At 64.7% G+C, this 25785-nt stretch carries 31 protein-coding genes and 1 pseudogene; 11 read left to right on the forward strand and 21 right to left on the reverse strand.

Features of this window, described 5'->3' with window-relative positions; translation table 11 throughout:
• The 10 genes and pseudogenes from BH95_RS09965 to BH95_RS10000 form a co-directional block, all read right to left on the reverse strand.
• On the reverse strand, positions 1-1314 hold the full coding sequence (locus BH95_RS09965) for an MFS transporter (protein WP_037181757.1): 1314 nt from the start codon (positions 1312-1314) through the stop codon (positions 1-3).
• Positions 1315-1570: 256 nt separating this feature from the next.
• Positions 1571-2269, reverse strand: a complete 699-nt coding sequence (locus BH95_RS09970; protein ID WP_019663398.1) for a phosphonatase-like hydrolase — start codon at positions 2267-2269, stop codon at positions 1571-1573.
• Positions 2266-3420: a TIGR03364 family FAD-dependent oxidoreductase gene (locus BH95_RS09975; RefSeq protein WP_037181760.1), complete on the reverse strand. Its 1155-nt coding sequence runs from the start codon at positions 3418-3420 to the stop codon at positions 2266-2268. The genes BH95_RS09970 and BH95_RS09975 overlap by 4 nt, the downstream gene beginning before the upstream one ends.
• Positions 3421-3503: 83 nt before the next feature.
• The gene (locus BH95_RS09980) at positions 3504-4154 is read right to left on the reverse strand and encodes an SRPBCC domain-containing protein (protein ID WP_052059991.1); all 651 of its coding nucleotides are present in this window, start codon (positions 4152-4154) and stop codon (positions 3504-3506) included.
• On the reverse strand, positions 4151-4540 hold the full coding sequence (locus BH95_RS09985; RefSeq protein ID WP_037181762.1) for an ArsR/SmtB family transcription factor: 390 nt from the start codon (positions 4538-4540) through the stop codon (positions 4151-4153). The genes BH95_RS09980 and BH95_RS09985 overlap by 4 nt, the downstream gene beginning before the upstream one ends.
• Before the next feature lie 68 nt (positions 4541-4608).
• Entirely contained in the window at positions 4609-5895 is a 1287-nt protein-coding gene (locus BH95_RS09990) for a competence/damage-inducible protein A (protein WP_037181765.1), read from the reverse strand.
• 26 nt (positions 5896-5921) lie between these two features.
• A complete protein-coding gene (locus tag BH95_RS27770) occupies positions 5922-6443 on the reverse strand; it encodes a sensor histidine kinase (protein WP_279615041.1) in 522 nt (173 codons plus the stop codon).
• Positions 6444-6476: 33 nt separating this feature from the next.
• Positions 6477-6647, reverse strand: a pseudogene (locus tag BH95_RS29780) (histidine kinase dimerization/phospho-acceptor domain-containing protein); the annotation flags it as partial.
• Between the two features lie 12 nt (positions 6648-6659).
• Positions 6660-7409, reverse strand: a complete 750-nt coding sequence (locus tag BH95_RS27775) for a HAMP domain-containing protein (RefSeq protein ID WP_052059993.1) — start codon at positions 7407-7409, stop codon at positions 6660-6662.
• Complete coding sequence (locus tag BH95_RS10000; RefSeq protein WP_037181769.1) at positions 7406-8089, reverse strand: response regulator transcription factor; 684 nt, start codon at positions 8087-8089, stop codon at positions 7406-7408. The genes BH95_RS27775 and BH95_RS10000 overlap by 4 nt, the downstream gene beginning before the upstream one ends.
• A gap of 142 nt (positions 8090-8231) precedes the next feature.
• On the opposite strand from BH95_RS10000, the gene BH95_RS29495 reads away from it, so the two are divergent.
• Together BH95_RS29495 and BH95_RS29050 are read left to right on the forward strand one after the other, a co-directional pair.
• Complete coding sequence (locus BH95_RS29495) at positions 8232-8675, forward strand: hypothetical protein (protein ID WP_244164880.1); 444 nt, start codon at positions 8232-8234, stop codon at positions 8673-8675.
• A gap of 88 nt (positions 8676-8763) precedes the next feature.
• A complete protein-coding gene (locus tag BH95_RS29050) occupies positions 8764-8922 on the forward strand; it encodes a hypothetical protein (RefSeq protein WP_019663404.1) in 159 nt (52 codons plus the stop codon).
• Between the two features lie 5 nt (positions 8923-8927).
• Here the strand turns inward: BH95_RS29050 and BH95_RS10005 are convergent, their stop codons facing one another.
• The 5 genes from BH95_RS10005 to BH95_RS10025 all read right to left on the reverse strand — a co-directional run bounded on the left by BH95_RS10005 (position 8928) and on the right by BH95_RS10025 (position 12235).
• The gene (locus BH95_RS10005; protein ID WP_037144371.1) at positions 8928-9389 is read right to left on the reverse strand and encodes a twin-arginine translocase TatA/TatE family subunit; all 462 of its coding nucleotides are present in this window, start codon (positions 9387-9389) and stop codon (positions 8928-8930) included.
• Between the two features lie 16 nt (positions 9390-9405).
• Positions 9406-10188, reverse strand: a complete 783-nt coding sequence (gene tatC / locus BH95_RS10010; protein ID WP_019663406.1) for a twin-arginine translocase subunit TatC — start codon at positions 10186-10188, stop codon at positions 9406-9408.
• A complete protein-coding gene (locus BH95_RS10015; protein ID WP_019663407.1) occupies positions 10185-10403 on the reverse strand; it encodes a twin-arginine translocase TatA/TatE family subunit in 219 nt (72 codons plus the stop codon). The genes tatC and BH95_RS10015 overlap by 4 nt, the downstream gene beginning before the upstream one ends.
• A 35-nt stretch (positions 10404-10438) precedes the next feature.
• Complete coding sequence (locus tag BH95_RS10020) at positions 10439-11452, reverse strand: intradiol ring-cleavage dioxygenase (protein ID WP_019663408.1); 1014 nt, start codon at positions 11450-11452, stop codon at positions 10439-10441.
• A gap of 147 nt (positions 11453-11599) precedes the next feature.
• The gene (locus BH95_RS10025; RefSeq protein ID WP_037181771.1) at positions 11600-12235 is read right to left on the reverse strand and encodes a hypothetical protein; all 636 of its coding nucleotides are present in this window, start codon (positions 12233-12235) and stop codon (positions 11600-11602) included.
• Between the two features lie 247 nt (positions 12236-12482).
• Between BH95_RS10025 and BH95_RS10030 the strand changes: the two genes are divergently transcribed.
• Positions 12483-13058 carry a dihydrofolate reductase family protein gene (locus BH95_RS10030; protein WP_037181774.1) on the forward strand — a complete coding sequence of 192 codons (576 nt, stop codon included), beginning with the start codon at positions 12483-12485 and terminating at the stop codon, positions 13056-13058.
• Positions 13059-13075: 17 nt separating this feature from the next.
• On the opposite strand, the gene BH95_RS10035 is transcribed toward BH95_RS10030, so the two are convergent.
• Positions 13076-13852, reverse strand: a complete 777-nt coding sequence (locus BH95_RS10035) for an SDR family NAD(P)-dependent oxidoreductase (protein ID WP_026347487.1) — start codon at positions 13850-13852, stop codon at positions 13076-13078.
• A 128-nt stretch (positions 13853-13980) separates the two neighbouring features.
• On the opposite strand from BH95_RS10035, the gene BH95_RS29055 reads away from it, so the two are divergent.
• The 4 genes from BH95_RS29055 (at position 13981) to BH95_RS10050 (ending at position 16879) form a co-directional block, all read left to right on the forward strand.
• Positions 13981-14118, forward strand: a complete 138-nt coding sequence (locus BH95_RS29055) for a hypothetical protein (RefSeq protein WP_020111254.1) — start codon at positions 13981-13983, stop codon at positions 14116-14118.
• 136 nt (positions 14119-14254) lie between these two features.
• Complete coding sequence (locus BH95_RS10040) at positions 14255-15226, forward strand: arabinofuranosidase (protein ID WP_037157928.1); 972 nt, start codon at positions 14255-14257, stop codon at positions 15224-15226.
• Between the two features lie 9 nt (positions 15227-15235).
• Entirely contained in the window at positions 15236-15847 is a 612-nt protein-coding gene (locus BH95_RS10045) for an NUDIX hydrolase (protein WP_019663414.1), read from the forward strand.
• A 96-nt stretch (positions 15848-15943) separates the two neighbouring features.
• Complete coding sequence (locus BH95_RS10050) at positions 15944-16879, forward strand: sensor domain-containing diguanylate cyclase (RefSeq protein WP_019663415.1); 936 nt, start codon at positions 15944-15946, stop codon at positions 16877-16879.
• Between the two features lies 1 nt (position 16880).
• Here BH95_RS10050 and glsA read toward each other — a convergent pair whose 3' ends face one another.
• Entirely contained in the window at positions 16881-18074 is a 1194-nt protein-coding gene (gene glsA, locus BH95_RS10055) for a glutaminase A (RefSeq protein WP_037181777.1), read from the reverse strand.
• Between the two features lie 83 nt (positions 18075-18157).
• On the opposite strand from glsA, the gene dapA reads away from it, so the two are divergent.
• Positions 18158-19057, forward strand: coding sequence for a 4-hydroxy-tetrahydrodipicolinate synthase (gene dapA, locus BH95_RS10060; RefSeq protein ID WP_037181779.1), 900 nt, complete (start codon positions 18158-18160; stop codon positions 19055-19057).
• Between the two features lie 4 nt (positions 19058-19061).
• On the opposite strand, the gene BH95_RS10065 is transcribed toward dapA, so the two are convergent.
• Positions 19062-19745, reverse strand: a complete 684-nt coding sequence (locus BH95_RS10065; RefSeq protein ID WP_020111249.1) for a DedA family protein — start codon at positions 19743-19745, stop codon at positions 19062-19064.
• 96 nt (positions 19746-19841) lie between these two features.
• Between BH95_RS10065 and thiD the strand changes: the two genes are divergently transcribed.
• Complete coding sequence (thiD, locus tag BH95_RS10070) at positions 19842-20633, forward strand: bifunctional hydroxymethylpyrimidine kinase/phosphomethylpyrimidine kinase (RefSeq protein ID WP_019663419.1); 792 nt, start codon at positions 19842-19844, stop codon at positions 20631-20633.
• A gap of 11 nt (positions 20634-20644) precedes the next feature.
• Here the strand turns inward: thiD and BH95_RS10075 are convergent, their stop codons facing one another.
• Entirely contained in the window at positions 20645-21727 is a 1083-nt protein-coding gene (locus BH95_RS10075) for an Rv1355c family protein (protein ID WP_052059994.1), read from the reverse strand.
• A 260-nt stretch (positions 21728-21987) separates the two neighbouring features.
• On the opposite strand from BH95_RS10075, the gene BH95_RS10080 reads away from it, so the two are divergent.
• The gene (locus BH95_RS10080) at positions 21988-22794 is read left to right on the forward strand and encodes a hypothetical protein (protein WP_020111246.1); all 807 of its coding nucleotides are present in this window, start codon (positions 21988-21990) and stop codon (positions 22792-22794) included.
• 11 nt (positions 22795-22805) lie between these two features.
• Here BH95_RS10080 and BH95_RS10085 read toward each other — a convergent pair whose 3' ends face one another.
• The gene (locus tag BH95_RS10085) at positions 22806-23978 is read right to left on the reverse strand and encodes a GGDEF domain-containing protein (RefSeq protein ID WP_020111245.1); all 1173 of its coding nucleotides are present in this window, start codon (positions 23976-23978) and stop codon (positions 22806-22808) included.
• Between the two features lie 166 nt (positions 23979-24144).
• Positions 24145-24936 carry a sugar phosphate isomerase/epimerase family protein gene (locus tag BH95_RS10090; protein ID WP_033189842.1) on the reverse strand — a complete coding sequence of 264 codons (792 nt, stop codon included), beginning with the start codon at positions 24934-24936 and terminating at the stop codon, positions 24145-24147.
• Between the two features lie 96 nt (positions 24937-25032).
• Here BH95_RS10090 and BH95_RS10095 point away from each other — a divergent pair, with 96 nt between their 5' ends.
• On the forward strand, positions 25033-25770 hold the full coding sequence (locus tag BH95_RS10095; protein ID WP_037181781.1) for a GntR family transcriptional regulator: 738 nt from the start codon (positions 25033-25035) through the stop codon (positions 25768-25770).
• The last annotated feature ends 15 nt before the right edge of the window (positions 25771-25785 follow it).

Genomic DNA, 25785 nt, shown 5'->3' on the forward strand with positions numbered 1-25785 from the left:
TCAGTCGGCGGCAGGCATGCGATTCCAGTGCGGCAGCAGGAGCAGCATCGCCAGGAACGCTGCGCCGGCGAAGCCGTAGAACAGTGTTGTCGTGTCGAGGTAGCCGGGCAGGAGCCCACCGAAGATCGCACCGATGGATCCACAACCGTTGACGATGCCTGCGGCTGCTCCAGCATGTTTCGAAGTTCCGAAATCCACCGCGGACACACACGAGATCATGGCGTCGGCACCGTAGATGGTCAATCCGATGACTGCGAGAACGGCCACCATGATCCAGACGTTCCCCGCTGCGGTCAGTGGTGTGAACAGTGCCAGGACCATTGTCAGGGCAACGAGACTCAGTACGCACGCAGGTATACGTCGTGCTTTGAACACCTTGTCGGAGATCCTGCCGATCAGAATGGGCGCGAGCACGCCTGCGATGCCGAATGCGATGGGTACGGTGATGGCGACGAAGTTGTCCGCACCCTGCAGCCGTTCGGCGACGATGACCGGACCCCACAACAGGATTGCGTAGCGAGCGGGTTTGAGCAGGAAGTAGGCCGCGCCGAGCGTCATCACCATACGGTCCTTGATCACCACGGCGAAGGTTTCACGAACGGACCGGGTCGGTTCGGCAACAGCGGATTCGGCCTCGAGTGGGGCAATGTCCGCACTGGGGTGATAGTCCTCGATCGGTGGCAGCCCCACATCTGTCGGACTGTTTCGTTGGAACACCAACACGAGAACGAAGACCGCGGCCACGATGAGCGCACCTGTCGTGAACGCCGCCCGCCAGCCGTCGAAGAGACTGTATGCGAACCACCCAAGCACGGGCGCGGCGACGAGGCCACCGAATGCGTAGTTGGTACTCCACAAGCCCAGGACGCGGCCGCGTTCGGAGATGGAGAAGAACTGCGACATGTTCTTCAAGGTTCCTGACCATCCCGTGGATTGCGACAGGCCTTGAACGATCATGAGCGGCAGCAGAAACACAAGCGCGGGAAGCAGTCCCATGAACAAAGTCGCGACAGCGGAGATGGCCAGACCTCCGAGGACGACAATCCTCGGCCCGTACCGGTCGGAGACCGATCCCCACAAGAATTGGCCGGCCGCGTACGCAGCCAGGTAGACAGCGTCGAGATTGGCCAGGGTGGACTTGGTGAGAGTCACGGACAGCACGGGGTCTTCGAGAATCCCCAGTTTGGCAACGGAGAACGCCTGTCTGGTGAAGTAGAAACCGGCGTAGGCAATCCAGGTGATCGCAAAGATCTGGAACCGCCAACGTTCGTAACGGGCGATCTTCTCGTGGGTCGAGCTCAGGGCTTTCGTCATCGTGTGCACCTTGGTTCGGACGTGCGAGAGCTCTCGCAGCGTCGTGCGAAATGAGCGTAGAAGAAAGTTGCGCCCTGGTCGCGAGAAGCGACGAACGGGCGAGAATCGTGAGAGACCTTCACGACACGGACGGAGTGGCCTTGGGTTCGTCCTACCGGAGCCCGGCCGATGGATTCGGCGGACAGGGCCGGCCGGGCCCTGCTCCGCGGAAACCTGAGAAAAGTCGTACCTGAGAGAGAATGTCGAACGGAGCCGATCAGCGCAGCGTGTCGAGTACAGACGGGAGGTCGGCGACGCTGTCGACGACGTGGCTTGCTCCCGCTGCACGGAGCTGGTCTGCGTTGTGCGCACCAGTCAGAACTCCGACGACAGCCCGAGCGCCCGATCGAATTCCGCTGGTGATGTCGGACGTGGTGTCACCGACCACGAGCATCGACTGAACCGATGACGCGCCCGAACGGAGAAGCGCAGTCAGCGGCATGTCAGGGAACGGCCGTCCACGTACACCGTCACCTGGGCACAGCACGATGTCCGCGACGTCCTGCCAGCCGAGAGCGGCCAGGATGGCCTGCTGAGTCTCGTGGGCGAATCCTGTTGTCAGAGCGGTGGCGACCCCGGTCGACCGCAACTCCGCCAAGAGATGCTCGGCCCCTGGAACAGCACTGCAGGCGCCGTCGGCGACCAGTTGGCCGTAGCACCGTTCGAAAGCCTTGTTGGCGGACTGCGCTTGTTCTTCGTTGCCCCCACTCAGGTGTCTGAACACCTCGATCTTGGATTGGCCCATGGTGTCGGTGACGTACTGCAGCATGCGTGCCTTCTCATCCGAATCGTGGGAGAGGCCCGCATGTTCGTCGGCAGCAGCGAACGATCGTTGGACCAGACCACTGTCTTCGACGGTGGTTCCTGCCATGTCGAACACGACAAGATCGATCGGGTGGGTGTGCGAGGTGTTCATGCGTCTACTCCTATCGAGGTAACGATGGGTTGTGCGAGTGCGTGATCGAGGCTGGACTGGGCCAGCCCCATGCTCGTGGTCATGCCTATACCGGTGGTGACGGTGACGACGTGCACACCCGGGATCGGTTCGACGCGTAGGAACTCCGAGTCGGGCGCAGAACTGTAGACGCCTTGCCAACGCTCGGAGACATCGATCGCGGCGACGCCGAACATGGCTTTCGCCTCGGTGATCAGGGCGTCGAACCCGGCTTCGCTCTGGAACGGTGAGGTGGAGATGTCTCGAACGTGGGTGTCTCCGAGGAGGATCGATCCATCGGGTTGCGGTGTGTACATCTGATGTAGATCGAGGGCCGTGTAGGCGGGGTACTGCTCTGCGAGCCGGGCTGCGACGTCGGTGGTCGCGGGCAAACCGTCGAAACCCGAGTAGCGAAGCAACGACCAACCGGTGAACACGGGAGTGGGCAGTGGCGTCGGTAATTCGATCCGCGCCCGCATCATGTGCAGGCGGCACCTCAGAAGGCCGCCGCGCTCTGCGTACTCGGGGAACAGTCGATCGATGTCGTAGTTCACCGTCACGAAGATGGTGTCGGCACGAAGATCTCCCCGCGACGTGTGGACGGTGCCGGTATCGAACGACGTTGCAGCCGTTCGCCAGTGGAAGTCCACGCCGGAAGACTCGAGCCAGGCGGCGATCGCCGGTGCTGCCTGACGGGGATCCACCTGGAGGTCGAGAGGCATGTACAGGCCGCCGGTCACGCCGTCGGCGGCAATGGGCAGTCGCTCCAGGATCTGGCCTCGATCGAGAAGTCGAGCCTCTTCGGGGCCGCGAACGGCAGCGAACTGTCGAAGAACCTCGAGCTCGTCGTCGTGCTTGGCGACGCAGTGTGTTCCCGATTCGCGAGCCCAGAAGCCGGCGGATGCGGCCAGATCCAGCCAATGCCTGCGTCCGGCTCGGGCGTAGTCCGATGCCTCGCCCGATTGCGCCGTGATGCAGGCATGTCCGAAGTTCTGGACCGACGCGCCGGCAATGGTGTCCGCGTGATCGACGACGGCGACCGTCAGTCCCCGCCGATGGGCGTGATAGGCGTGAGCGAGCCCGACGATGCCCGAGCCGACGATCACGACGTCGTAGTTTCGTTGTGAGTGCATGCATCGACTGTCGACCCTGACAGGCCACTTGTCAATACAGGTTACGAAAATTTACTTCTTGTATATATAACGGTTGTTCGAGGTCAGTTCGGATCGGGCGCATAGAACTTGGTAGTGGCCTCGACCGCGGATGCGACGTGATCGGCGTCGCCGCCCGAAGCCAGATGCGCTTCACCCCATCCCGCGGCGCTCCGACGAACGAACTCGCGGCCTTCCGGGGAAGCCTGCAGCGCATCGTGATCGACGGTGTCGCCGCCGTCGAGGAAGGCGGACAGGGCGAGAACATGCAGGTCCCAGCCGACGCCGCCTGCGCCGGGACCGTAGGTCGGAAAAAGAGGCTCTGCCAGTACCGCTGCGTGGACCAGTTCGAATTCGGTACCGCCGTTCTGCCCCGGGGACAGGCGGACCTGCACCTCGCTGGTGCCTGGCCATGCATCGGCTTCCGGCCCGAACATCCAGGTGACCTTCAACAGATCCGGTGCATCGCATGCCAGGATCTCGCCGTACTCCCCACTGTCCAGGGCGAACTTCCCTCCGAGGCGCAGGTCGCCCGACACTGCTGCGAGCCAACGAGCGACGCGGTCGGGGTCGGTGAGGGCACTCCACACGTCGTCGATCCCCGCGTCGTACCGACGGCGGATCTCGATGGTGTACGCATCGCCTGCGGGGAGGCTGCCCGCTCCCACTGTCCTGCGCGCGGCGGCCAATTCGTTCAGTACATCCCTCACGTTCATGTCTCCTTCGTTGTTCGATCGGCGTGATCGTCGTCGGTGTCGAGCTTCGGTCGACCTGCCGAGTCGGCTGCTCGTCTGCCTCGTGCCAACTCGGTCTCCAATGCGTCGAGGCGTTGATCCCAGAATCGGCGAAAACGGTTCAGCCACAGGTCGACCTCGCTCAGCGGACCTGGTTCCACCGCGTAGTACCGACGCACGCCCTCGGCCCGCACGGAGGTGAATCCGCTCTCGCGCAACACGCGTAGGTGTTGCGAGACAGCAGGCTGGGAGATCGCGAATTCGGCGCGAATCACCTCCGCTAGCGCGCCGGAAGTCTGCTCGCCGTCCGCGAGCAACTCCAGAACCCGTCGGCGCACCGGGTCGCCGAGAATGTCGAAAGCGTGCACCGGTGCAGAGTATCAACTGATACTTATATAAGTAAAGGGTTAAATTTAGACGTGCTCTCGCGCTACTTTCACCGGGCGGGTGCCAGGGCGTCGGCGATCATGTGCATGGCTGCGGTCGTGGACAGTGCTCGTACGCTCGCCCGGTCGCCGGGGAGCCGAAGGGTGCGGGTGCGGGTCGGTCGACCGGTTTCGGCGATGGCGAAGCAGACGGTGCCGACCGGCTTGAGGTCGGTGCCACCCCCGGGACCCGCGATCCCGCTGGTGGAGACCGCGATATCGACGCCGACTCGCCTCAACGCCCCCTCCGCCATCGCGGCCGCCACCGGTTCGCTGACGGCGCCGTGCTCGTCGATCATGTCGGCGGGGACGTCGAGAAGACCGATCTTGGTCTCGTTCGCGTAGGACACGACGGCGCCGACGACATAGGCCGACGAGCCCGCTCGATCGGTGAGGCGGGCGGCGATCATTCCACCTGTGCACGATTCTGCGGTGCCGATTCGGCGGCCGGCCAGCCGGTCGGCCACGATGTCGTCGATCGTGGACCCGTCGTCGGAAAAGACTCGAGCACCATGATGTTCGTCGATCAGCGCCACGAGCTCCGCGTACGACGACACTGCACTCTCCGCGTAGCGGGTCACGATTTCGAGTTCTCCGAGTCGTAAGCAGGTGGTGATCTCGAGATCGTCGAATCCCGCGATCCGACGTTCAGCGGTCCGCAGAGTGGCGGCGAGGTCGGCCTCGGACAAGGTGTACGCACGGATGGTGCTCTGACGGATCTGCGTGCGTCGGGCCAGAACCTCGGCGACCGGCCCGGTCTCGAGCGCAGCGGGCCACATCGCCTGGAGCTCACGAGGAGGCCCGGGCAGGATCAGCACAGCAGGCAAGCCCCCGGCTCGGTCGGCCGGCACGACGACACCCGGTGCGGTTCCGGTCGGCGGAATGGACAGTGCGCCAACCGGAACCAACGCTTGCTTTCGGATACCTGCCTGCAACGGCTCGGAGTCGATCGCGGAACTCATCCGGCTTCGCCATCTCTCGACGATCGCGTCGATGTGCCGTTCGAGTTCCGGATCTAGATGCAATTCGCGGCCGTACAGTGCGGCGACCGTCGCTACGGTCAGATCGTCGGCTGTCGGACCCAGGCCGCCGGTCGTGATGATCAGATCGACATGTTGGTCGGCAAGAAATTGCACCTGCGCTGTCAGGTCGGCGGGTCGGTCACCGCAGACCGTGATGTGCGCGACGTCCACGCCCATCTCCAGCAGCTGTTGCGCTACCCATGGCCCGTTCCTGTCGGTCACCCGACCGGACAGAACTTCGGTTCCGGTGACCACCACACCCGCTCGCACAGTCATTCGTCGACCATACTGCCCAGGTGGCATCAGCCGAGGGCGCGCCTTCCTGCCTGCTGCGGGGACGCCACGCGGTGCTGGGACGCCCTCGACGGTGCAGACGTCGTCACGAGCCCTCGGGGCAACAGGAGTACGAACGTCGATCCGTTCTCCGGTGCGTTTCCGTGGCATTCGAGCTCTCCTCCGTGGGCGCGGGCGAGATCACGTGCGATGGACAGCCCGAGTCCTGATCCGGACCCGATCGTTCGGGCCCGATCCAGCCTGACGAGGCGCTCGAAGACGCGTTCTCGTTCTCCGGCTGGTATGCCGATACCGTTGTCACGTACTGCAAGTCGGATGTCGTGGACGGTGTGCGAGATCGTGATGGACACGGGTTCGTCGTGCGGAGAATAGGCGACTGCATTGTTGGTCAGATTGGCGAGAATCTGTGCAAGTCTGAGCGGATCGCCCTCCGCAACGACGCCCTTCCTGCCGTGCGCCTCGATGGTCCGGCCCGGGGCTGCGACGGAAAGTCGTTCGATGTCCGCCGCGACGAGTGCGTCGAGATCCACCGGCCGACGGTCGACGACAACGCCCTCGTCGATTCGTGCCAGCGACAGCAGGTCGTCGACGAGACGCGCGGCTCGACCCGACTCACGAACCAGCAGCACTTCCAATTCTTCTCTCACGTTCACGTCGGCGTCGGCGCCGGCGCGGATCAAGGTCTCCGCAGCGGCGCGAATGCCGGCAATCGGTGTTCTCAGTTCATGGGCTGCATCGTCGAAGAACTATCGTGTTCTCGCCGAGGTGGCCCGTTCTCTCTGTTCCGCGGCCTCGACCGAATCGAGCATCTCGTCGAAAGCTGCGGCAGCGCTCCCGATTTCGGTGTTCGTCCGGTCCGGGTCGAGCCGGTCGCCTCGAGCGCCGCTCGCGATGCGTCGGGCAAGTACGGTCATCTGATGCAGCGGTCTCAGTGACGTTCGAACGATGACCACGACGGCGAGGCCGACGAGAACGAGCGCAACCAAGAACACGGCGACGAGTACGGATCGGAGTTGGTCTCGAACATCGGAGATGGCTGCGGTGTCCACCGCGACCGTGAGCAGGGAACCGTCGGACAGCTGGGTCGTCACGGACTCCGAGTCGGTACCCGACGGCGGGGGGCCGGGAGGCTGAAGCGGAGCGGCCGGGGGAGCCGCGGGGTCTCCCGGCTGCGGGGGAGCAGGAGTGGGCGCCTCCGCGTCGAGATCGGGGTTTCCGTACGTTCGTCCGTCGGTGGTGACCAATCGAGCGGTGGTTCCCCCGCCTTGGGCCGCTGTGACGACGGCGGCCGGGTCGGCACCCGTGTCGTGGATCGACCGGGCTCGCTGCACGCGGTCGTCCAGCTGCGCGGTGGCCGTTGCCTTCAACTGTGCACCGACGAGTATCTCCGTCGCTGCTACCGCTGCCCCCAGCACGAGAATCACCGCGACGATCGTCGAGATGACGAGACGGCGTCGCAGCGACGCGGTTCGCAACCCCGTTCCGGGTTTCGTCATGAGAGCAGCACGTACCCGATGCCTCGGACGGTGCCGATCACGCGGGGTCCGTGCAGCTCGAGCTTCTTGCGCAGCGAACTGATGTGGACCTCGACCAGGTTGGGATCGTAGTTCTCGTATCCCCACACCTGCGTCAGGATCTGGACTTTGCTCACGGTGCGCCCCCGTTGGCGGGCCAGGTAGGTGAGTAGTCGCCATTCGGTGGAAGTGAGTTGAAGATCGACTCCTGCCCGCGACGCCGATCCAGCCTCGGAGTCGATCAACACGTCGCCGCTCCGGATGGTGCTCGGAGTTCGTCCGAGCCTGCGCAGCAGCGCGACGGCGCGAGCAAGCAGTTCCGCCATGTCGAAAGGTTTGACGAGGTAGTCGTCGGCCCCGCCGCGAAGCCCGTCGACTCGGTCGGCCACCGCGTCCCTGGCGGTCAACAGCAGCACTGCCGCATCACATTTCGACTTGATGGTCGGCAGTAGCTCGATGCCGCTGCGTCCAGGCAACATGATGTCCAGAATGACCAGGTCCGGAGCGAACTGGGTCAGCGTCGATTCCAGGTCGCTACCGTCCGGGCGACGCAGCGCGATGTGTCCGTCGTGCTCCAGCGCAGCAACGACCGACATGCCGATGGTGTCGCTGTCCTCGACGACCAGCACCCGGGCAGCACCGGCGTTTCGACTTTCGTTCACCCTCCCATCATGCGGCAGCGTCGGATGTCGCTCCTGAAGACTGGCTGAAGGAACAGTGTCGTCCGGCCACTCTTCAGCCGTACTTCAGTTTCGCCGACGAGGTTGTCTCTTGGACCGAATCACGGACCGAGAGAGGACAACGATGAAGATCAAGCACTTCGACGCTCGGCGAGTCACCCTGGGTGCGGGAATTCTGGCGCTGGCAACGATCTCCGGGGCGGGTATCGCCGCCGCCGACGGGCCGCCTTCCGCCCCGCCGCCGGTGACGACCGACAAGTCGCACGCCGACGACTCGTCACGGCCGGTGCCGCCGCAACCACCGCTGTCGCCACCTGACGACTGCGCGACGCCACCAACGCCTCCCGCAGTCCCTGAGGACGGCGTGCCTCCGGTGCCTCCGGTGCCTCCGACGCCACCGGGCGGCGGGGAACTTCCTCCTCCGCCCGCGCCTCCGGCAGCGCCGTCCGGCGAGTGTGCGCCGACACCTCCTGCTGGACCACCCGCACCCCCACTCGGGGCCCCACACCCGCCCCAGAAAACGCCCCAGCCTCCGCTCGCCGCTCCCGGTGGTGAAGGTACGGCGTAGCGGGCGTGCTACCCCGAAGGTTTGATGCGATGCCGGGGAGGTAAGCAGCACTACCGACAACAGCAGTACCGACACAGGGAGTTCGACGATGAGCACCAGCGAGACACCCACCGACAAGAACACCGGCAGCGGCGACGACGGATTGGGCAAGGACGGGTCCATCCCGGACACCGACGACGGAGTTGCTGTCGGGCACACCGACCAGTCGTCCTTCGAACCCGAAGAGGACGAGCAGGCGGAGGGGTGAAAATCTCAGGTTTTCTCGACTGTCACCACAGACTCGCACTTTGCAGGGTCCACCTCGGCAGCCATGCGCCGCGGGTCGCTCTCGGGAAGAGAGGCGATGAGTATTCGCTTCGGGTGCGACGAGGTCCCCGTCACGAGGTACTTCTGACCCGGCCGCACGGTGACCGCCTCGGCGAACGGTGCGTCTTCCGGTAGTGCATCCGAGGGCTGTGCGTCCTTCTCGTTCAACGCATCGCGGACGATTCGCCGGGGATCGTACTGCCGCAGATCGATCGATTCCCATTCGCTGCGTCGCAACTTGACCCCCATTTCCTCCTCTGCCTCGGTGCGCGTGGTGTCGACGAAGTCACGAAGCGAGCGGACCCCGTGAGCTAACTTGCGCGCGTAGCCGGGTAGGCGCGAGGGGCCGAGAAGGAATCCGGCGATGACTGCGACCAGGAAGAGTTTTTCGAAGGTCAAACCGAACATGGTGGTGCTCCGGGTTTCAGGAGTGCGTGGACAGTGGTGTGTCGTGGAGTGAGCGTCGGGAAGCTCTCTTGTCGTGCACCGCTGTGATGGCGAGGGCTGCACCGAACAGCCCCGACATCGGGAGCGCGACGAGGAACATGGACAGAACGTCGGCCGCCGGGGTGACGAGCGCGCTGAAAAGCGCGATGACGACGACCATTACGCGCCAGCTGCGCCGCAGGGCGTGCGCAGACACGATCCCCAGGCAGTTCAGCATGACCAGAAACGCCGGAAGTACGAAAGCGATTCCGGTCGCAAGGACGATCTTCATGACGAAGTCCACGTAGTAGGACGCGTTCAGGATGGTGCTGTCCTGGTCGGACGAAAAGCCGGCCAGCACGCTGACCATGCGCGGGAACAACAGGAACCCGAAGGCGCAACCAGCGGCGAAGAGCGGCGCGGCCGCAGCCGAGAATCCGACGACGTATTTCTTCTCGCGTTTGTTCAACCCCGGTGCGAGATAGGCGAACAGCTCGCGCAGCCAGACCGGGCTGGACACGATGATTCCCGCGAACAGGGCAATTCTCAGCTGGAGATCGAACGCGCCGGTCACAGTGTCGTAGTTCAAACTGGCAGCCCGTGTCGCGGCCAACTCTTCGACCGGGGTGCGCAGAACGTCGAGTATCGAATCGGACAGCAGAAACCCGATCACGATGCCGATCAGCAGCGACACCGCCGCGCGCGTCGCGCGGCGTCGAGCCTCGCGAAGATGACCGGCCAGCGGCATCGTGCCGCGCACGGTGGTAGTCGCTGCGGTCATGATGCGTGTCGGTACGGAACGGTCGTGGTGTCGTTCTCGGCACCGGTGCGGTCACGAGTCGACGAGCCGGCCGTCTCCTCACGCACCTCGTCCTTGAGGATCCGCAGAGATTGGCCGACGCCCTTGGCGAGCGACGGAAGTTTGGTGGAGCCGAAGACGAGCAGGAGAATGGCGAGGACGATGAGTGCGTGCCATCCGGTCAGGTTGTGCAACATGGTGTTTTCCTAAGTGTCGAAGTGAAGTAGCGAGATCAGTTGGAGCCCTGGGAGCCGACGTTCGGCGGTCCGCCTGCGGGCGGGGTGCCGCCGCCCATCGGCGGCTGGCCACCTCCTCCCGGTCCGCCGCCGCCGGGAGGTGCACTCATCGTGGGTTCGGTGCCGGCATCCACGGCTACTGCCAACGATCCGACGTACCCGGAAGCGGCGTCTCCGGAGAACGTTCCCATCTGCAGGTCGTAGCCGTCACCGAACACGTTGTCGTTGTCGAGGCTGCCGATCTGAGCGAGGTTCTCGGCCGAGCCGGGGTAGGTGTCGAGCTGATAGATCGTGTCGAGCATGTCCTGAGGAAATGCAATCTGGGATGTGGCGATTGCATTCTCGGCAGTCGTTGCGGAGGCCGCGTCCGGATAGACCTCGAAGTGGATGTGCGTCCAGCGTCCGCTGTAGCAACCGGGGACGATGGTCTGGAAGGTGGCCTGTCCGTTGGAATCGGCGACCTGGATTCCGCGAAGATACGTCTCGTCCTCGACGCCTTCGGAATACATCGAGTAGAGGCCGGCTGCATCGCACTGCCACATGTAGACGGCGACTCCGTCGTACGGGTTGTTGCCGTTCGCCAGGTCCGTGACCGAGAAGGTCAGCGAAAGAGGCACTCCCGACACAGTGGTGCCGCCGTCGAGGCTCGACGTCACATCGCTGCGAACGATTCCGGACTCCTCGAGGACATTGACACCGTTGGTGCCGTCGGCCGGGTAAGGGCCATTGGTCTCCTCGGGAATTTCGTCGGTGGCGGTCGCCGTCGTGGAACCGGCCGATGTCGTCGTGGACGCGGCTGCACTGCCAGTATCCGACGAGGTGGAACACGCTGCCAACGCGAACGCGCCTGCCCCGGCGCCCACGACGCTGAGAACTCTACGACGAGTCACCAACGTGGTCATGTCGAAGCGGGCACCTTGATCGACGACCTCCTCGGTGGGCCGATCGAGAAGGCGCCCTTCGTAAGCCGGGCCGTCGGGCGTATCGGTGGGTTCTGGTACTCGGGTCATGTCTATTGCTCCTCTGGGGCACTCGGTGGCTCAGTAGGTTCAATAGTGGGTGTCGATCCGGTGAGAACCCTGGCTCTCGGCTGGAAGGTTCCTGTGAACGAGAAAGACCCGGTGCCGTCACGGCACCGGGTCTTTCGTTCTCGTCGGTCAGGCGGCGTCGCCGAGGCGGGCGGCGGCCTGGGCGCTTGCTTTGTCCGGGTAGGTGTTGGTCACGTGCACCATGACCACGATCAGGATGATCGGTACCGCCCAATTGAGAAAGAAGTCGATCAGATAGGGGCTGTCGGTTCCGGTGGCGTGCGCGTCGAGGGCGGTGACGAGTACGGACGCGGCGCCCATCACGGTGATCGCGACGCCCCAGGTGGCGGACAGGACGAAGTTGATGCGTCGGAACAGCGGCGAGGTCCAGTACTCCTGAGGAGTAGACCGTTTCGCGTACTCGGCGGTGAACGGGCGCGTGGATGCCGTGGCCAGCAGGATGAGGCCGAGTACGACGCCGACGAGCGGCCGGCCCCACTCGAAGAGCCAGTTGTCGATGTTCTCGCCGCCGACGAAGCCGACGACGGCGATCAGGGAGAAGAGGACCAGCGAGTACATGTCCATCATCGTGGGGTTGCCCGTGCGTCGGCCTCGGACGACGAACACCAGACCGATGGCCGCGGCCAACAGTGCGCTCCAGGCGACGCCGTTGGCCGCCATTCTCTGCGCGACCAGAGAGAACGCGATCCAGGGAATGAAGCCGGTGAATATGGAGAGCGGATTGAGGTTCTTCGGCTCGGACATGTGGTTTCTCGCTCTCCGGTGTGAGGGTGCCGTTGCGGTCTTCGGCAGGGCGTGCAGGGTGTTCGAAGACGATCATGCGCGACGGGCGGGCTGCGGAACATCGGTCACGACGCGTAGATTTTTCTGCCGTTCACGTTCCACTCGGCACTTCTGGAATGGGTGGTCCGGTTTGTACAGTGATCCGGTGGGGCGTGACAGGGTGCCTCGCGGGATCACACAGGACCAACGAGAACTGGGGAAATATCGGATGGCACGTGAATTGGTGTGGACGGGTTTCATGTCGGTCGACGGCGTGCTGGATTCGCCGGGCGGTGAAGAGGAAGGACACCCCAGCGGTGGTTGGGTGGTGCGCACCGAGTTCGTACCCGAGGCGTTCTCGCTGAAGGGCGAGGAACTGCAGGAGACGACGGCACTGATGTTCGGCCGCCGCAGCTACGAGGTTTTCGCGCCGGTCTGGGTCGGGTCCGAGGACCACGCGAGCTACAAGGACCTCCCCAAGTACATCGTGTCGACGACTCTCGACGAGACGGCTCTGGTCGACGGTTGGGGCGAGACGACCATCCTGAAATCGGCCGAGGACGTCGCAGCTCTCAAGGAATCCGACGGGGGAGCCATCTTCATCCACGGCAGCGGCGAACTTGCCCGCAGTCTGGCCGACGCCGGACTCATCGACCGCTACAACCTGCTGGTGTTCCCCGTCGTCCTCGGGTCCGGCAAAAATCTTTTCGGCCACGACTCACGCCCGGAGCAGCGTCTCGTTCTCCGCGAATCCGAGGCGTACTCCAACGGCGTCGTCAAGGTCGTGTACGACGTGGTGCGGTGACCGTTCCATCCATGCACTCACGGATGTAGGTACGACGCCCCGTTGACGTCGACCACCGTGCCGCTGCACCAGGCGGCTTCGGGTGAGGCGAGAAAGACGATCGTCGACGCTATCTCCTCCGGTGTGCCTACTCGGCCGAACGGACTCTGGCGACGGATGTCGTCGCCGCGTTCTCCGGCCAGTGTGGCCGCCTGGCGTTCGCTGGACACGAACCCGGGCGCGACAGCGGTGACCGAAATATCGTGCGGTGCAAGCGCTGCCGCCATCGATTGGCTGAACGCATGCAGTCCGGCCTTGCTTGCACCGTACGCGGGGTAGTCCGGCTCCCCTTTGAGTGCGCCCCTCGAGCCGACCGAGACTATCGATCCTGGCCTGCCCCTGTTTACGAGGTGGCGGGCAAAGGCCCATGTCGTATGAGCCGCTCCGATGAGATTGACCTGCAGCATCTCTCGCCAGGCCGACTCCCATTCCTCGAACGACCCCTCGGTGATGGGATGCCGGTTCGTTTCGGTCGGCCCGACGGCGGCGTTGTTGATCAACACGTCCACACTTCCGAAGCGGTCGATCACCTCGTCGACAATCCCCGGCCCACCCGTCGGCGACGAGAGATCACCGGCGACGGTGATGTGTCCGGTGCCGTCGAGGAGTTCCACTGTGTTCGCCGCAGCGTCGACTGCCGTCGAACAGTGCACGGCCACGCGATGTCCAGCTGCTGCGAATGCTCGTGCCGTGGCCCGGCCGATGCCCCCGGACGCGCCGGTGACCAGGACATTCGGATAAGCAGGAGTGTGCATGGGTGCACTGTATCGAGCGTCGGCCTCGACATTCGGGTTCACGGTGGAGTTTGGAAGCACTGCGAGCGGGTACCTAGGTCCTCGTGCAAATCGGAGACAGAGCTAGGTTCACAGCGGGGGAGAGCACGGTGGTCGTGACCATCGGCGACGTTCGAGACGACGGATTGGTGTTGGTTCAGAACGAGCCGACGGGTGCGGGCGCGTATTCGTTCCTGGTACGGGGAGAGCTGCTGGACGCGTTCGACGACGTCCCGGCGACGGTGTAGCCGCACACTCCTCACAACGCTCTCGGTGCGTTCACAACGGTGACAGCCGTTGTGAACGCACTTTTTTGTTGTAACGATTACCAAGGTTCATGCGGAAGTGACCCCCCGACGCGCGTCTACGTGGATACTCCTGACGGTGAAGCCGACTGCGCGTCCAGGTCCCGCCGCTCTGTGGACGGTCCTCTGCCTGGTCCTGGGACTGACGGTGGCAGGGGCGGGCATCGGTGAGGCACAGCCCGGCGCTGTTCGGTACACCATCGTGGGCTTCAGTACCTCCAGTGACCGCGATATGGACGTGTACGAATCCACCGACGGCAGCGCCTTTCGATCCGTTCGTGACGCCGCGTTCCGGCCGCCGTCCGGACTGATTCGCGACCCCAGCATCTTCCGGCATTCCGACGGCCAGTACTACGTCGCGTACACGACGGGCGGTGGAGCGAACATCGGTTTCGCGCGCAGTAGCAATCGCGTCGACTGGACGCCCATGGGCAACTATCCCGTCCCGTTGTGTTGCGCGTTTCTGCCGGGCACCGGAGACGGCACCGGCTCGGCAGGTCCTCCCGGTCTGACGGGTTCCGCGGGGTCGTCGGACGGACCTTCTCTTTCACCGTTCACCACGAAGGCGTGGGCACCGGAGTGGTTCGTCGACGGGGATCGGGTCAACTTGATCTTGTCCATGTCGACAGGGGGCGGGTTCGTCCCGTATCTGATGACCGCGCTCGACCCGTCGCTGACGCAGTGGAGCTTTCCGCTTCCCATTGCAGGCCTCGGTGCCGATCGCATCGATACGACCGTGGTCAAAGCAGGAGCGGTCTATCACGCGTTCACGAAGAACGAGACGAACAAGGTGCTCGAACACGCGATAGCGCCCACTCTCGCCGGGCCCTACACGTTCGTTCCGCCGGGGGACTGGGGCGCGCTGGTCGAAGGACCCGCCGTCGTCCAGTTGCCGAACGGACACTGGCGAATCTACTTCGACGCCTACACCGAGGGAAAGTATTTCTACTCCGACAGCGCGGACGGACTTCTGACGTGGAGTCCCCGGCAGGAAGTGCCAGGGTTGTCCGGCACGGTGCGTCACTTCGGTGTGCTGACCGAACCTGTCTAGGCTTCGCAGATGGCCGAAGAATCGAGACTGGAACGCGACGCCATGGTGGCCGCGCTCGCGGACTTCGAACATCGGGAACTCCGCGTCGACGGTAGGCGAGCGGCGGTGGCCGTCGCGATCGGCGGGGCGGCCGGCGACCGCCGGATGATCCTGACGAAGAGGCCCTCGAAGCTCCGCGCGCACCCAGGACAATTCGCGCTGCCAGGCGGCAGCCTCGACCCAGGTGAGACCGCGCCGCAGGCGTGTCTGCGGGAGTTGGCCGAGGAGGTCGGATTGACGGCCGAGCCGTCGGACATCCTGGGCCGCCTCGACGATTACGGCACCCGGTCCGGATACGTCATCACTCCGTTCGTGGTGTGGGTCGGAGACACGTTGTCGACGATGACGGTCGACCCCGGTGAGGTCGCCACCGTCTACGAGGTCGACGCCGCCGAGATCGATTCCGACCCTCGATTCGTCTACATCGAGGAATCGGACAAGCCCGTGGTTCAGTGGCCGTTTCGCACCTCGCTGGTGCATGCGCCGACAGGCGCCATCGTGCACCAGTTCAGGGAAGTCGTGCTGCACCGGCGGCACACTCGGGTCGCGGACTTCGAGCAACCCGTGTTTGCCTGGCGTTGACGGCATCAGGCGAAGCGTTCTGTTCGACTGCCGCGGAGCGGTTCGCTCTGTAGTGTTGACGGCTGTTCACTGGACACGGCGGCGGGGCGGTTTTCGATGGGCGGTACCAGCGGGGCAGGACTCGGCGACACGCCGACCCGTCGTCCCGATGTCCGAGGCTTCACCGAGGACGAGGTCATCGCGATAGACGCAGTGGTGGCTCAGCTCCCCATCGCCGTCGTGGTGCACAGCTTGGATTCGGTGATCGTCGCCGCGAACGGGGAATGCCGTGAGCTGCTCGGGTACGACGCGGGCGATCTCACCGGCGCGCCCGTCACCGATTTCATTCCGGATTCCGAGCGAGTGTCGGCCCGCCGGATGGCGCTCGACATCGCGTCGTCGCCGGTGGACGTCAACGGACGCACCGAACCGAGAAGGGCGCTGCGGCAGCTGCGTCGCAAGGACGGTGTGATCGTCTCCTGCTGGATGCACGTGGGTGTCGGCGTGCTGGCGGGGCACGAGGTCTTCATCGTGTGCATGGATCTGGTCAACCCCGTGGTGCACGACGCCCATCTGTGGCGGAGTCGAGCCGAGCGCGACGATCTGACCGGACTGTCCAGGCGGGCAGTGTTTCTCGACCATCTGAACAGTTGGATTGCCGACGATGGCGCGGTGACCTTGGCGTTCATCGACGTCGACAATCTCAAGATCGTCAACGACACCCACGGGCACAGTGCCGGCGACAGCCTCCTGGAAGCCGTCGCGCTCCGATTGCGAGAGTGGTTGCCCGGCAACGCCATCGCAGGCCGGTTCGCGGGCGACGAGTTCGTCGTCGCGCTGCCGCAGCCTTCCCCCGAACCGTCACTCGATGCCCTGTGCATCGTGCTCGACCGCGCACTGACGGGTGAGCCCGTCGCCTGGAACGGCAGGTTGTTGACCCTGGCGGTCAGCGTCGGTGCCGTCGAGCGTCTCGACGACGAGGACTGTGCGGCCCTCGTGGCGCGAGCGGATCAACAGATGTACGCGGCCAAGACCAAGCGCCGACGGGACTAGCTCAGGGCGCCGACATCAGGTTCTGCGGATCTCTGATCGTCACGTCTCGGTTCTCCTCGCGCAGTCGATCCACGGCATGCTGCAGAAGCGACCGGGCGGCGTCGTCGATTGCCCGGACGTGTTCGAAGTCGAGCACCAATGCTCGCGCTGTCGTCCGAGAGAGTGCGACCAGTATCGACTCCGCTCCGGCGAAGCGGAGGTCACCCTGCAACTCGACGGTCGCCTCGTTTTCGCCGTCGGCAGTGGTCCGGACAGCAGAGTCACCGGTCGGAGAGACGTGCATCATGTGCAGTTCGAGATCCCTCGACAGCCGTTCGAACACGGCCACTCCGCGCACACTGTTGCCGTGCTCGTTCAGGTTCGGTGACACGACAGCGATGCCGACCTGCCCGGGCAGTACTCCGATGATCGCGCCCGCCACTCCGCTCTTCGCCGGAATCCCGACCGTGGAGATCCAACTTCCGGTGCCGTCGTACATTCCACACGTCGCCATCACCGACAGCACGTGCCGGTTGTGCTGGGTGTCGAGCAGTCGTTCTCCGGTCTCCGGGCTGATACCGCCGTTTGCCATGACCGCCGCGATGGTCGCGAGGTCGCGGCAGTTCACGGAGATCGCGCACTGGCGGGCGTAACCGTCGACGACCTCGGCGGGGTCGGCCCCGAGGACTCCCACTGCCTTCAACAGGTGTGCGATACCGGTGTTGCGGTCGTCGGCCTCCAACTCGGCTTCGTGGACCGCGGCGTCGATGGACAGCTCGCGGCCGGCAAGCCGACTGTGCAGCAACCGGACTCGTTCGGCGCGATTTTCGGAGGACGCACCTTCGATCATCGAATGAACCGCGAGCGCGCCCGCATTGATCAACGCATTGCGCGGCCTGCCCGTCTCGGGTTCCAGCGAGATCTCGTTGAACGAATCACCGGACGGTTCGGTGTCCACGACCTCGGCCATCGCGTCGCGGCCACGGTCGTCGAGGGCCAACGCGTATGCGAGGGTCTTGGCGATGGACTGAACCGAGAACTCGTACTCGGCGTCGCCCGCGGTGTAGACCGAGCCGCCGACGGTGGCGAGCGCGATACCGAACAAATCTGTGTCCGCCCGTGCCAGTTCCGCATTGCCCTGCGGGATGGATCCGCCGTCGGACCCGCGACACTCGTCGAGCACAGTGCGGAGATAGTTCGAGATCGGAGATTCCACACCTAACCGTAGACGACCCATCACTGTGCCTGTTCTCGGCTATTCACCATGTTCGTCTACGATTCCGAGCGGAATTCGAACACATGACGGAAGGCGTCAGAAGCGTGATCACCGGCAGCGTCGTTGCAATTGTCACCCCGATGAAGACCTCGGGCGAAGTCGACTCCTCCGCGCTCGACGCACTGGTGGAACGGCAGGTGGCGGAAGGCACGTCCGCGATCGTGTCCGTCGGCACCAGTGGCGAGGCATCGACGCTGTCGGTGTCCGAGCACACCGAGGTGATCAGGCGGACCATCGGCGTCGTGGCAGGCCGGGTGCCCGTCATCGCCGGTACCGGCGCGAACTCGACGTCCGAGGCCATCCACCTGACCAAGTCCGCGCTCGCCGCGGGTGCCGACGGTGCCCTGCTGGTGACGCCTTACTACGTCAAGCCGCCGCAGGAGGGCCTGTACCGGCACTTCCGCGCGATCGCCGAGGCCGTGGACATCCCGCAGTACCTCTACAACGTGCCGTCTCGTACGGGGTGCGACATGCTGCCGTCCACCGTCGCGCGACTCGCCGAGATTCCGAACATCGTGGGTCTGAAGGAAGCCGCCGGTGACCTGGACCGGGTCCGCGATCTCGTCGCGCTCGAGCTGGACGATTTTGCGCTGTACTCCGGTGACGACGGCACCGCCCGCGCCAGCATGCTCGCAGGATTCCACGGCAACATCTCCGTGACCGCCAACGTCGCACCGGCGGCGATGGCCCGGATGTGTGCTGCCGCGCTCGCAGGTGACGCCGAGTCGGCGTCGGAGATCGACGCGATGCTCGCGGGTCTGCACAGCGCCCTGTTCGCCGAGCCCAACCCGATCCCGGTCAAGTGGGCGCTGGCGGAGATGGGTCTGATGGCCGGCGGTATTCGCCTCCCGCTCGTCGAACTCGACGAGTGGCATCACGAGGACGTGCGCGCGGCGCTGCGCACCGCCGAGCTGCTGGACTGAGCGCTCATCCCTCGGGTCGATCGGTGCCCGAACCGGTCGACTGCTCGGTGGACTTACGTGCCCGGATCTTCTTCGTCACGAACCATCCGACGAGGAGGACTGCGGCGCCGATTGCGACGTACTGGAAGATCGACGCGTAGGTCTCGACATAGTGCCAGTTCTCACCGAGGAAGAATCCGGCGAGGACGAAGATCGAGTTCCAGAGCAGGCTTCCGAGCGTCGTGTACAGGGTGAACTGGGCCAGCGGCATTCGTGACACGCCAGCCGGTATGGAGATGCCGGATCTGACGACGGGGATCATCCGGCCGAAGAACACCGCCGAGCGGCCGTGCCGAGTGAACCAGTCCTCGGCCTTGGCGAGGTCGCCGGTGTCGACGAACGGGATTCGGTCGACGATCGCGTACATCCGATCCCGGCCCAGTTTCATACCGAGCCAGTACAGGACCAGTGCGCCGACGACGGATCCCGCGGTGGTCCAGAACAAGGCTTCGGCGAGCGACATTCCGCCGCGCGACGCGGTGAAGCCGGCCAGCGGAAGAATGATCTCACTGGGCAACGGTGGAAAGAAGTTCTCGGCGGCGACGGCGATGCCTGCCCCCGGTCCGCCGATGGTCTCCATCAGGCCGACTGCCCACCCGGCGATTCCGCCGAGTTCGGTGCTGGTTGCGGCAAGGTACGCGTCGTTCATTGCATCGACTGTATCGAATCGGACAAAAGGAAGACGGTGACCACGAGGGCAGCGTCCGATTCGAGTGGGCATCGGGTACTCCGCAATAATGGCCGCATGTCGAAGATCGCGTACGTCATCGCAGGCTCGGAAGCGACCGGAGGTGCCGGCTTGCAGGCCGACCTCAAGACGTTCGAGAAACTGGGTGTCTACGGCGTCGGCACCATCACATGCATCGTGTCGTTCGACCCCAAGTCGGGCTGGGGTCACCGATTCGTCCCGATCGCCGGCCAGGTCATCGCCGACCAGATCGAGGCAGCCACGTCCGCGCACGCTCTCGACGTCGTCAAGATCGGGATGCTCGGAACTCCGGAAACCGTGGAGACCGTCGCGACCTCGCTCAGGCAGCAGCCGTGGCGGCACGTCGTCGTCGACCCGGTTCTGATCTGCAAGGGGCAGGAGCCTGGCGCCGCCCTGGACACCGACAATGCGCTGCGCAGCGACATACTTCCACTCGCGACCGTCGTCACCCCCAACCTCTTCGAAGCGCAGACGCTGTCCGGCATGGAGTCGCTCGAGACGGTCGACGACCTCGCGGAGGCAGCCCGGCGCATCGCCGATCTCGGCCCGCGCTACGTCGCGGTCAAGGGCGGCGCCGGTCTGCCCGGTGACGAAGCCGTCGACGTGTTCTTCGACGGAACCGACGTCACGGTGCTACGCGCGCCGAAGATCGGTAACGAGCGGGTGTCCGGCGCGGGATGTGTGTTCGCCGCCGCGATCACCGCGGAACTCGCCAAGGGCACCGACGTCGCCGACGCAGTGTCCGTGGCCAAGGAGTTCGCTCACGCGGGCATCGCAGGCCGAATCACCACCGAGGCGCCGTTCACCGCTGTGGACTGGCACAGCTGAGGGGCGCGCTCTCACGCTTCGGTGCGTAGGTCCTCGATCGCCGCGATGTGCGCATCGAGGTTGATGCGGACTCGGCCCGAGCTCGGTGGGTTTCCGAGGCCGAAGGATCGGACGACGGCCGCGACGGATGCTCCACCGAGCGCGACGTCGCTGCCGAGCTGAGGCCACGTCGACAACGTCTTGCCGATCTCCGGCACCGATGCGAGCATCCGCGGAGTGAGCTTGGCGGGATCGAGAATTCGTGCCGCCAGCGGCGCCTTTTGCGCCGGTGTGATGTCGCGGAGCGCCGAGGCGTCGAGGTCGCCCAGCAGCCCGTGCAGCAGGGGACGATCCGGCTCCACGTCGAACCTCTCGACGTCGAGTATTCCGCCGTCGCTGGTCTCCATGATCACCGGTATGCCCCGGCGGCGTGCGTTCTCGCGAAGCGTCAATTTCGCGTCGAGTGAATCGCATTCGTCGATGACGATGTCGAGACCGTCCAGAAACGAGTCGATCGTCTCGGGCGTCAACCCGTCCTGGAACTCGACCACCGACAGGTACGGGTCGAGCTCTGCGATTCGACGGGATGCGACGACACTCTTGTTGACGTCCAGATCGAAGAGCGACGCCGGGACTCGGTTGAGGTTGGACAGGTCGAGCTCGTCGAAGTCCGCGAGACGTAGTTCACCGCACAGGCCTTCGATGGCCAGAGTGTGCGCGACGGCGTGTCCGACGCTCAGTCCGACCACGCCTACGCGCAGATCGGACAGGGCGTTCTGCTCCGACGCGGTGATCTTGTTTCGGTTCCGATCCAACCTGAGCAACCGAAATGCAGCGGGACCGAGGACCCGAAGCAGCGCGTGGCGCCACGGGTAGTGCACCCACCGCAGAGGTTCCTCGAGCACGTCCGCCGCCGGTGCCGGACGAAGCTCGCGGAGCGATTCACGTTGTGTGCCAGTGGTGTCGAAGACATGGATTCCGCTTCGCGCGGCAATCTCGTCGTACAGTTCGCGGTCGTCCGTCTCGGCCACATTCAACACAACGTGCTCTGCCACGTCACCCTCGTTCTTCGCTGCTTCGTCCGATGCGGCCGGAAGTCGTGCCGCTGCCGTCAAGGTAGCGGAACACTGCCCCGGACGCTGTGGCGAGCGGCATCGATGGTGGTCGTGACCTGACACAAAGATTCAACCGCAAATCTGGAAAGCGGCCTGCTCGCGTGTGTGCGATCTCATCACCTGCGGGCTTTCTGCAGGTCATCGGAGTGGCTAGCTGGGCAAACGACTCCAACTACCAGGAAGAATGAGTGGACTGCCGTCCGGCAGTGCCCTCGTCCGGTTCCATTCGGGGATCTGGACCGTTCTCAAGGAGTCAAGACGTGGTTGCACACACCTCAGGATCAGCGCGCACTTCGGCCGTCCACCACTCGGCCGTTCAGTACAAGGGCCGGGACATCCGCGGCATCAGGCCTCGCCTCACCTCGGTGAACAGCCTGCTCGGATCGTCTTTCGGACCGCGATCGAGCGTGACGACAGATGGCACGATGGAACTCGTGGTCGCAACACCCGCGGCCGCACCCGAACTGTGGGATCGATACGTCGACGGTGCCTGGTCGTCGTACTCGCGGCATGGGGTGACCCGAGCGCTGGACATCGACGAGGTCGCGTCCGGTGCGACGACCACTCTCTTCTACGTGGTTCTCGACTCGTCCGGAGAGATGCTCGGGGGAGTGCGCGCGCAGGGACCGTACACCCTCGTCGAACAGTCGCATGTCCTCGTCGAGTGGGAGAACTCGCCCGGACTCGACGTGGTCACCGGGCAACTCCGAGCGCGGTTGCCCTACGGCATCGTGGAGATGAAGAGCGCCTGGGTGGGCAAGGGAAGCCCGGGTCGCGAGGTCTCGGCCCTGTTGGCGCGTACGGCGCTGCCGACCATCGAGCTGACCGGAAGTCGCTACTTGTTCGCCAGCGCCGCCGACCACGTTCTCCGTCAGTGGGAGTCGTCGGGTGGTCGTATCGACGTCGACGTGCCTGCGGCGGCGTACCCCAGCGATCAGTACCGGACTCGGCTGATGTGGTGGGACCGCGAGACGTTCTCGCGCGAGGCTCAGCCCGCGGTGTGGGAGGACATGGTTCGGGACGCGCACGCTCTGTGCGGTTCCAGCTCGTCTTCGGCCGTGGCCTGAGGACGTTCTTCTCACGGCATCGCGCGCCGCGCGACCTCGGCTGCCAGGTCACTTCGTTGCTCGGGAGTGTGCGCTTCCCAGGTGACCAGGACAGCACCTGCATGCGCGGACTGGTCACGCCCGCTGGACTTCGCGTCGTACAGCGCGTTGTCCGCGGCGTGCATGATGGTGTCGACGACGTGCTCGACGTGCGAACTCTCACTCGCGGCACCGAAGTTGAGCCGGGGATCGAGCGCAGCTCGGACGTCCACCGTCACCGAGCCCACGCTGACGGTGACCTCGCATTCCGCGCGAACACTGTCCAGGATTGCGTTCTCGAGTGGAGTGCGTGGCTGAAGTTCGGTGAGGATCAGAAATTCTTCGCCGCCGATGCGCGAGACGATTGCTTCCTGCGATCCGGTTCGAGCGGTTGCGTGGCGGAGCGCTTCGGCGATGGTGACGAGCACTCGGTCTCCGGCCGCGTGACCGAGCGTGTCGTTGACGGACTTGAAGTGGTCGATGTCCACCACGTACGCCCACAACCTGCCGCGGCTGATGCACGCCTTGTCCAGGAGGGCCTCGACCTGGGACAACATTCCCCGTCGGTTCAGCAAGCGGGTGAGCGGGTCGGTGTTGGCCAGCACACTCAAGCGTCCGTTGACCGCTAGGAGCGAGCGACGCAATGCCGCGATCAGTACGACGGGCACCAGGACGGTGGTCGCCGCTGCACCGACCGCGACGACGGTGACGGCCAGTCCGGAATCGGACAGTGTGATCGACGACAGCCACGTCGCGAGAATTACGGATCCAGCGGTGACGGCGGCGGTGATCTTCGGCGGCGACCCAGCAGCGGCGATGGCGGGAACGACTGCCAGCATCGACGTGACTGCGCGTGTGCCCGACGGATCGGCGATGAGATAGGCGGAGATCGCGACTCCGACCATGCCGCCACTGCCGAGTATCGCGAATTGCAGGTCGGTCAGGCGGCCGATCTTCAGTGCGAACACCACGGTGAGTGCCGTGAAGCCCACGATCGCGCACAGAAGAGGGAACGCTCCGGGCTTGAGGAACGTGGGCGAGATCATCGCGATGGCGAGCAGAGGCAGCGCGCCGGTAGCGCTGGCGATCACCATCGCCGTGCGCGTGTCGAACCGCGCAGTCGAGCGCTGCGGCTCCACACCGGATCGACGCGTCAACACGCTCATAGGTCAGTGCCTCGGGTCGAGTAGGGACAGGTCCCGGCCAGCATAGCGCCCATGATGGTCGAAGTTGGCGATCCAGAGTCCAACTGGAACCGACCTTCCGGTCGGAAAGTTGGTGGTCGGGGCGTCTTTCGATAGTTTGGGTCCGTTTGCCAGGAGGTTGCTGTGGTCAGGTCAGTCCGATCGACCGTAGGTATCGGAGGCTGTCCATTCGGTCGGTGGGGTCGTGCAGTTCGATGCCGATCAATCCGTCGTATCCGGCTCGGCCGAGGACGTCGAATGTAGCCGCGACATCCAGGGTTCCTCGTCCGAGCGCCAGGTGATCGTCCACGACCCCGTCGTTGTCGGTGAGTTGTACATAGGCGATGCGTGGTCCGAGCACCTCGACGAACTCGGACACTCCACCCGGGAGCAGATGGGCGTGGCCCACATCGAGGCACGCCTCGAGTGCCGGTGAATCGACGGAATCGAGAATTGCCAGAACCTCCGCGGCCGTGCATCCGAGGTAGCGAATCTCGGCTTCGACGGGAAGAACGTTCATGTTCTCGAGAACCATCGTGATACCACGGTCGTGCGCCCGGACCGCGACCTCACCGAGAGTTCGCGCGAGGGCGTCGAGCGGTTCGTCGAGACCGAGTCCGAAGTGGTAGCCCGCATGAACGATCAGAGTGTCGAGGCCGAGGCGATCGGTGAGATCGACGTACTCGAGCAGATGCGCGACGACGGCGGGCCGGACCGTCGGATCGGTCTCCGCGCAGTTGACCGCGGACGCGGAGTGCACCACGCACGTCATTCCGAAGCGCTCGACGAGTCCACGGACGGTCGCGATACGTGTGTCGTCGAACGAGCCCGGCCTGTTCTCCGGCTCTTGGCACGCGAGTTCCAAAGCCGAGACACCCGCGGCGGCCGCGAACTCGAAACCTGGTTCGAGCCGTCCGCGTCCGGTGGACAGTGCAATCATCGGTCAACCTCCGGGCTATTGTAGACAACGAGAGGTTAACCTAATTACTTGAGCAGAACGGCGTCGCGTCGTGTGGGCGGTACCGTAACGGCTGATATGAGCAAACCACTCCCACGTGCAGGCAGACTCGTCACGGACCCGCCCAGCCTCACCGCTCTGGCTGCGGACGCACTGCGGTCGAAGATTCTCCGCGGCGAGCTGCGTCCGGGCGATCGCGTCGTCGAGAACAGGTTGACGGGCGAGCTCGGAGTCAGTCGGCCACCGCTGAGGGAAGCAATGCGCATCCTCGAGCAGGAGGGGTTGCTGGTCCAGACTCCGCGTGTGGGTGCGGTGGTGACTCCCCTCACGATGCAGGACGTCTACGAAATCGTCACTCTGCGGGAGAATTTGGAGGCGATGGCTGTACGTCTGGGTGTACCGGTGAAGTCGGAGTCCGCACTCGCGGCGTTGCGCGAGACGCTCGAACTCATGACGTCGCACGCGGCCTCGGGTCGAGAAGACGTGGCCGTCGAGGATTCCTACCGGTTCCACGCCGCGCTGGTGGCGCTCGCGAATCATCGTCGACTGGAAGAGTCCTATCGTTCGTTGTCCATCCAGCTGCAGTTGTGCATGAGCATGAACCGCTCGGCCCGGGCAGCCGAGGAGACTCTAGTCGAACGAGCGGAACGGCACCGACGGCTGTTCGATCTCGTTGCCGCCGGAGATCCGGACGCTGTCCTGCGCGCGATGCACGACGAGAACTCGCGCAGCTTCGTGCGAACGATCGAGACCGAACTCGCCGACGGGTCGCCGTCTGCGCAGGCATGGGCGGCGGAGTTTCGGGGTCCCGCGTAGCGCGGTAGCACCCGA

The sequence above is a fragment of the Rhodococcoides fascians A44A genome, assembly GCF_000760735.1.
GTDB lineage: Bacteria > Actinomycetota > Actinomycetes > Mycobacteriales > Mycobacteriaceae > Rhodococcoides > Rhodococcoides fascians_E.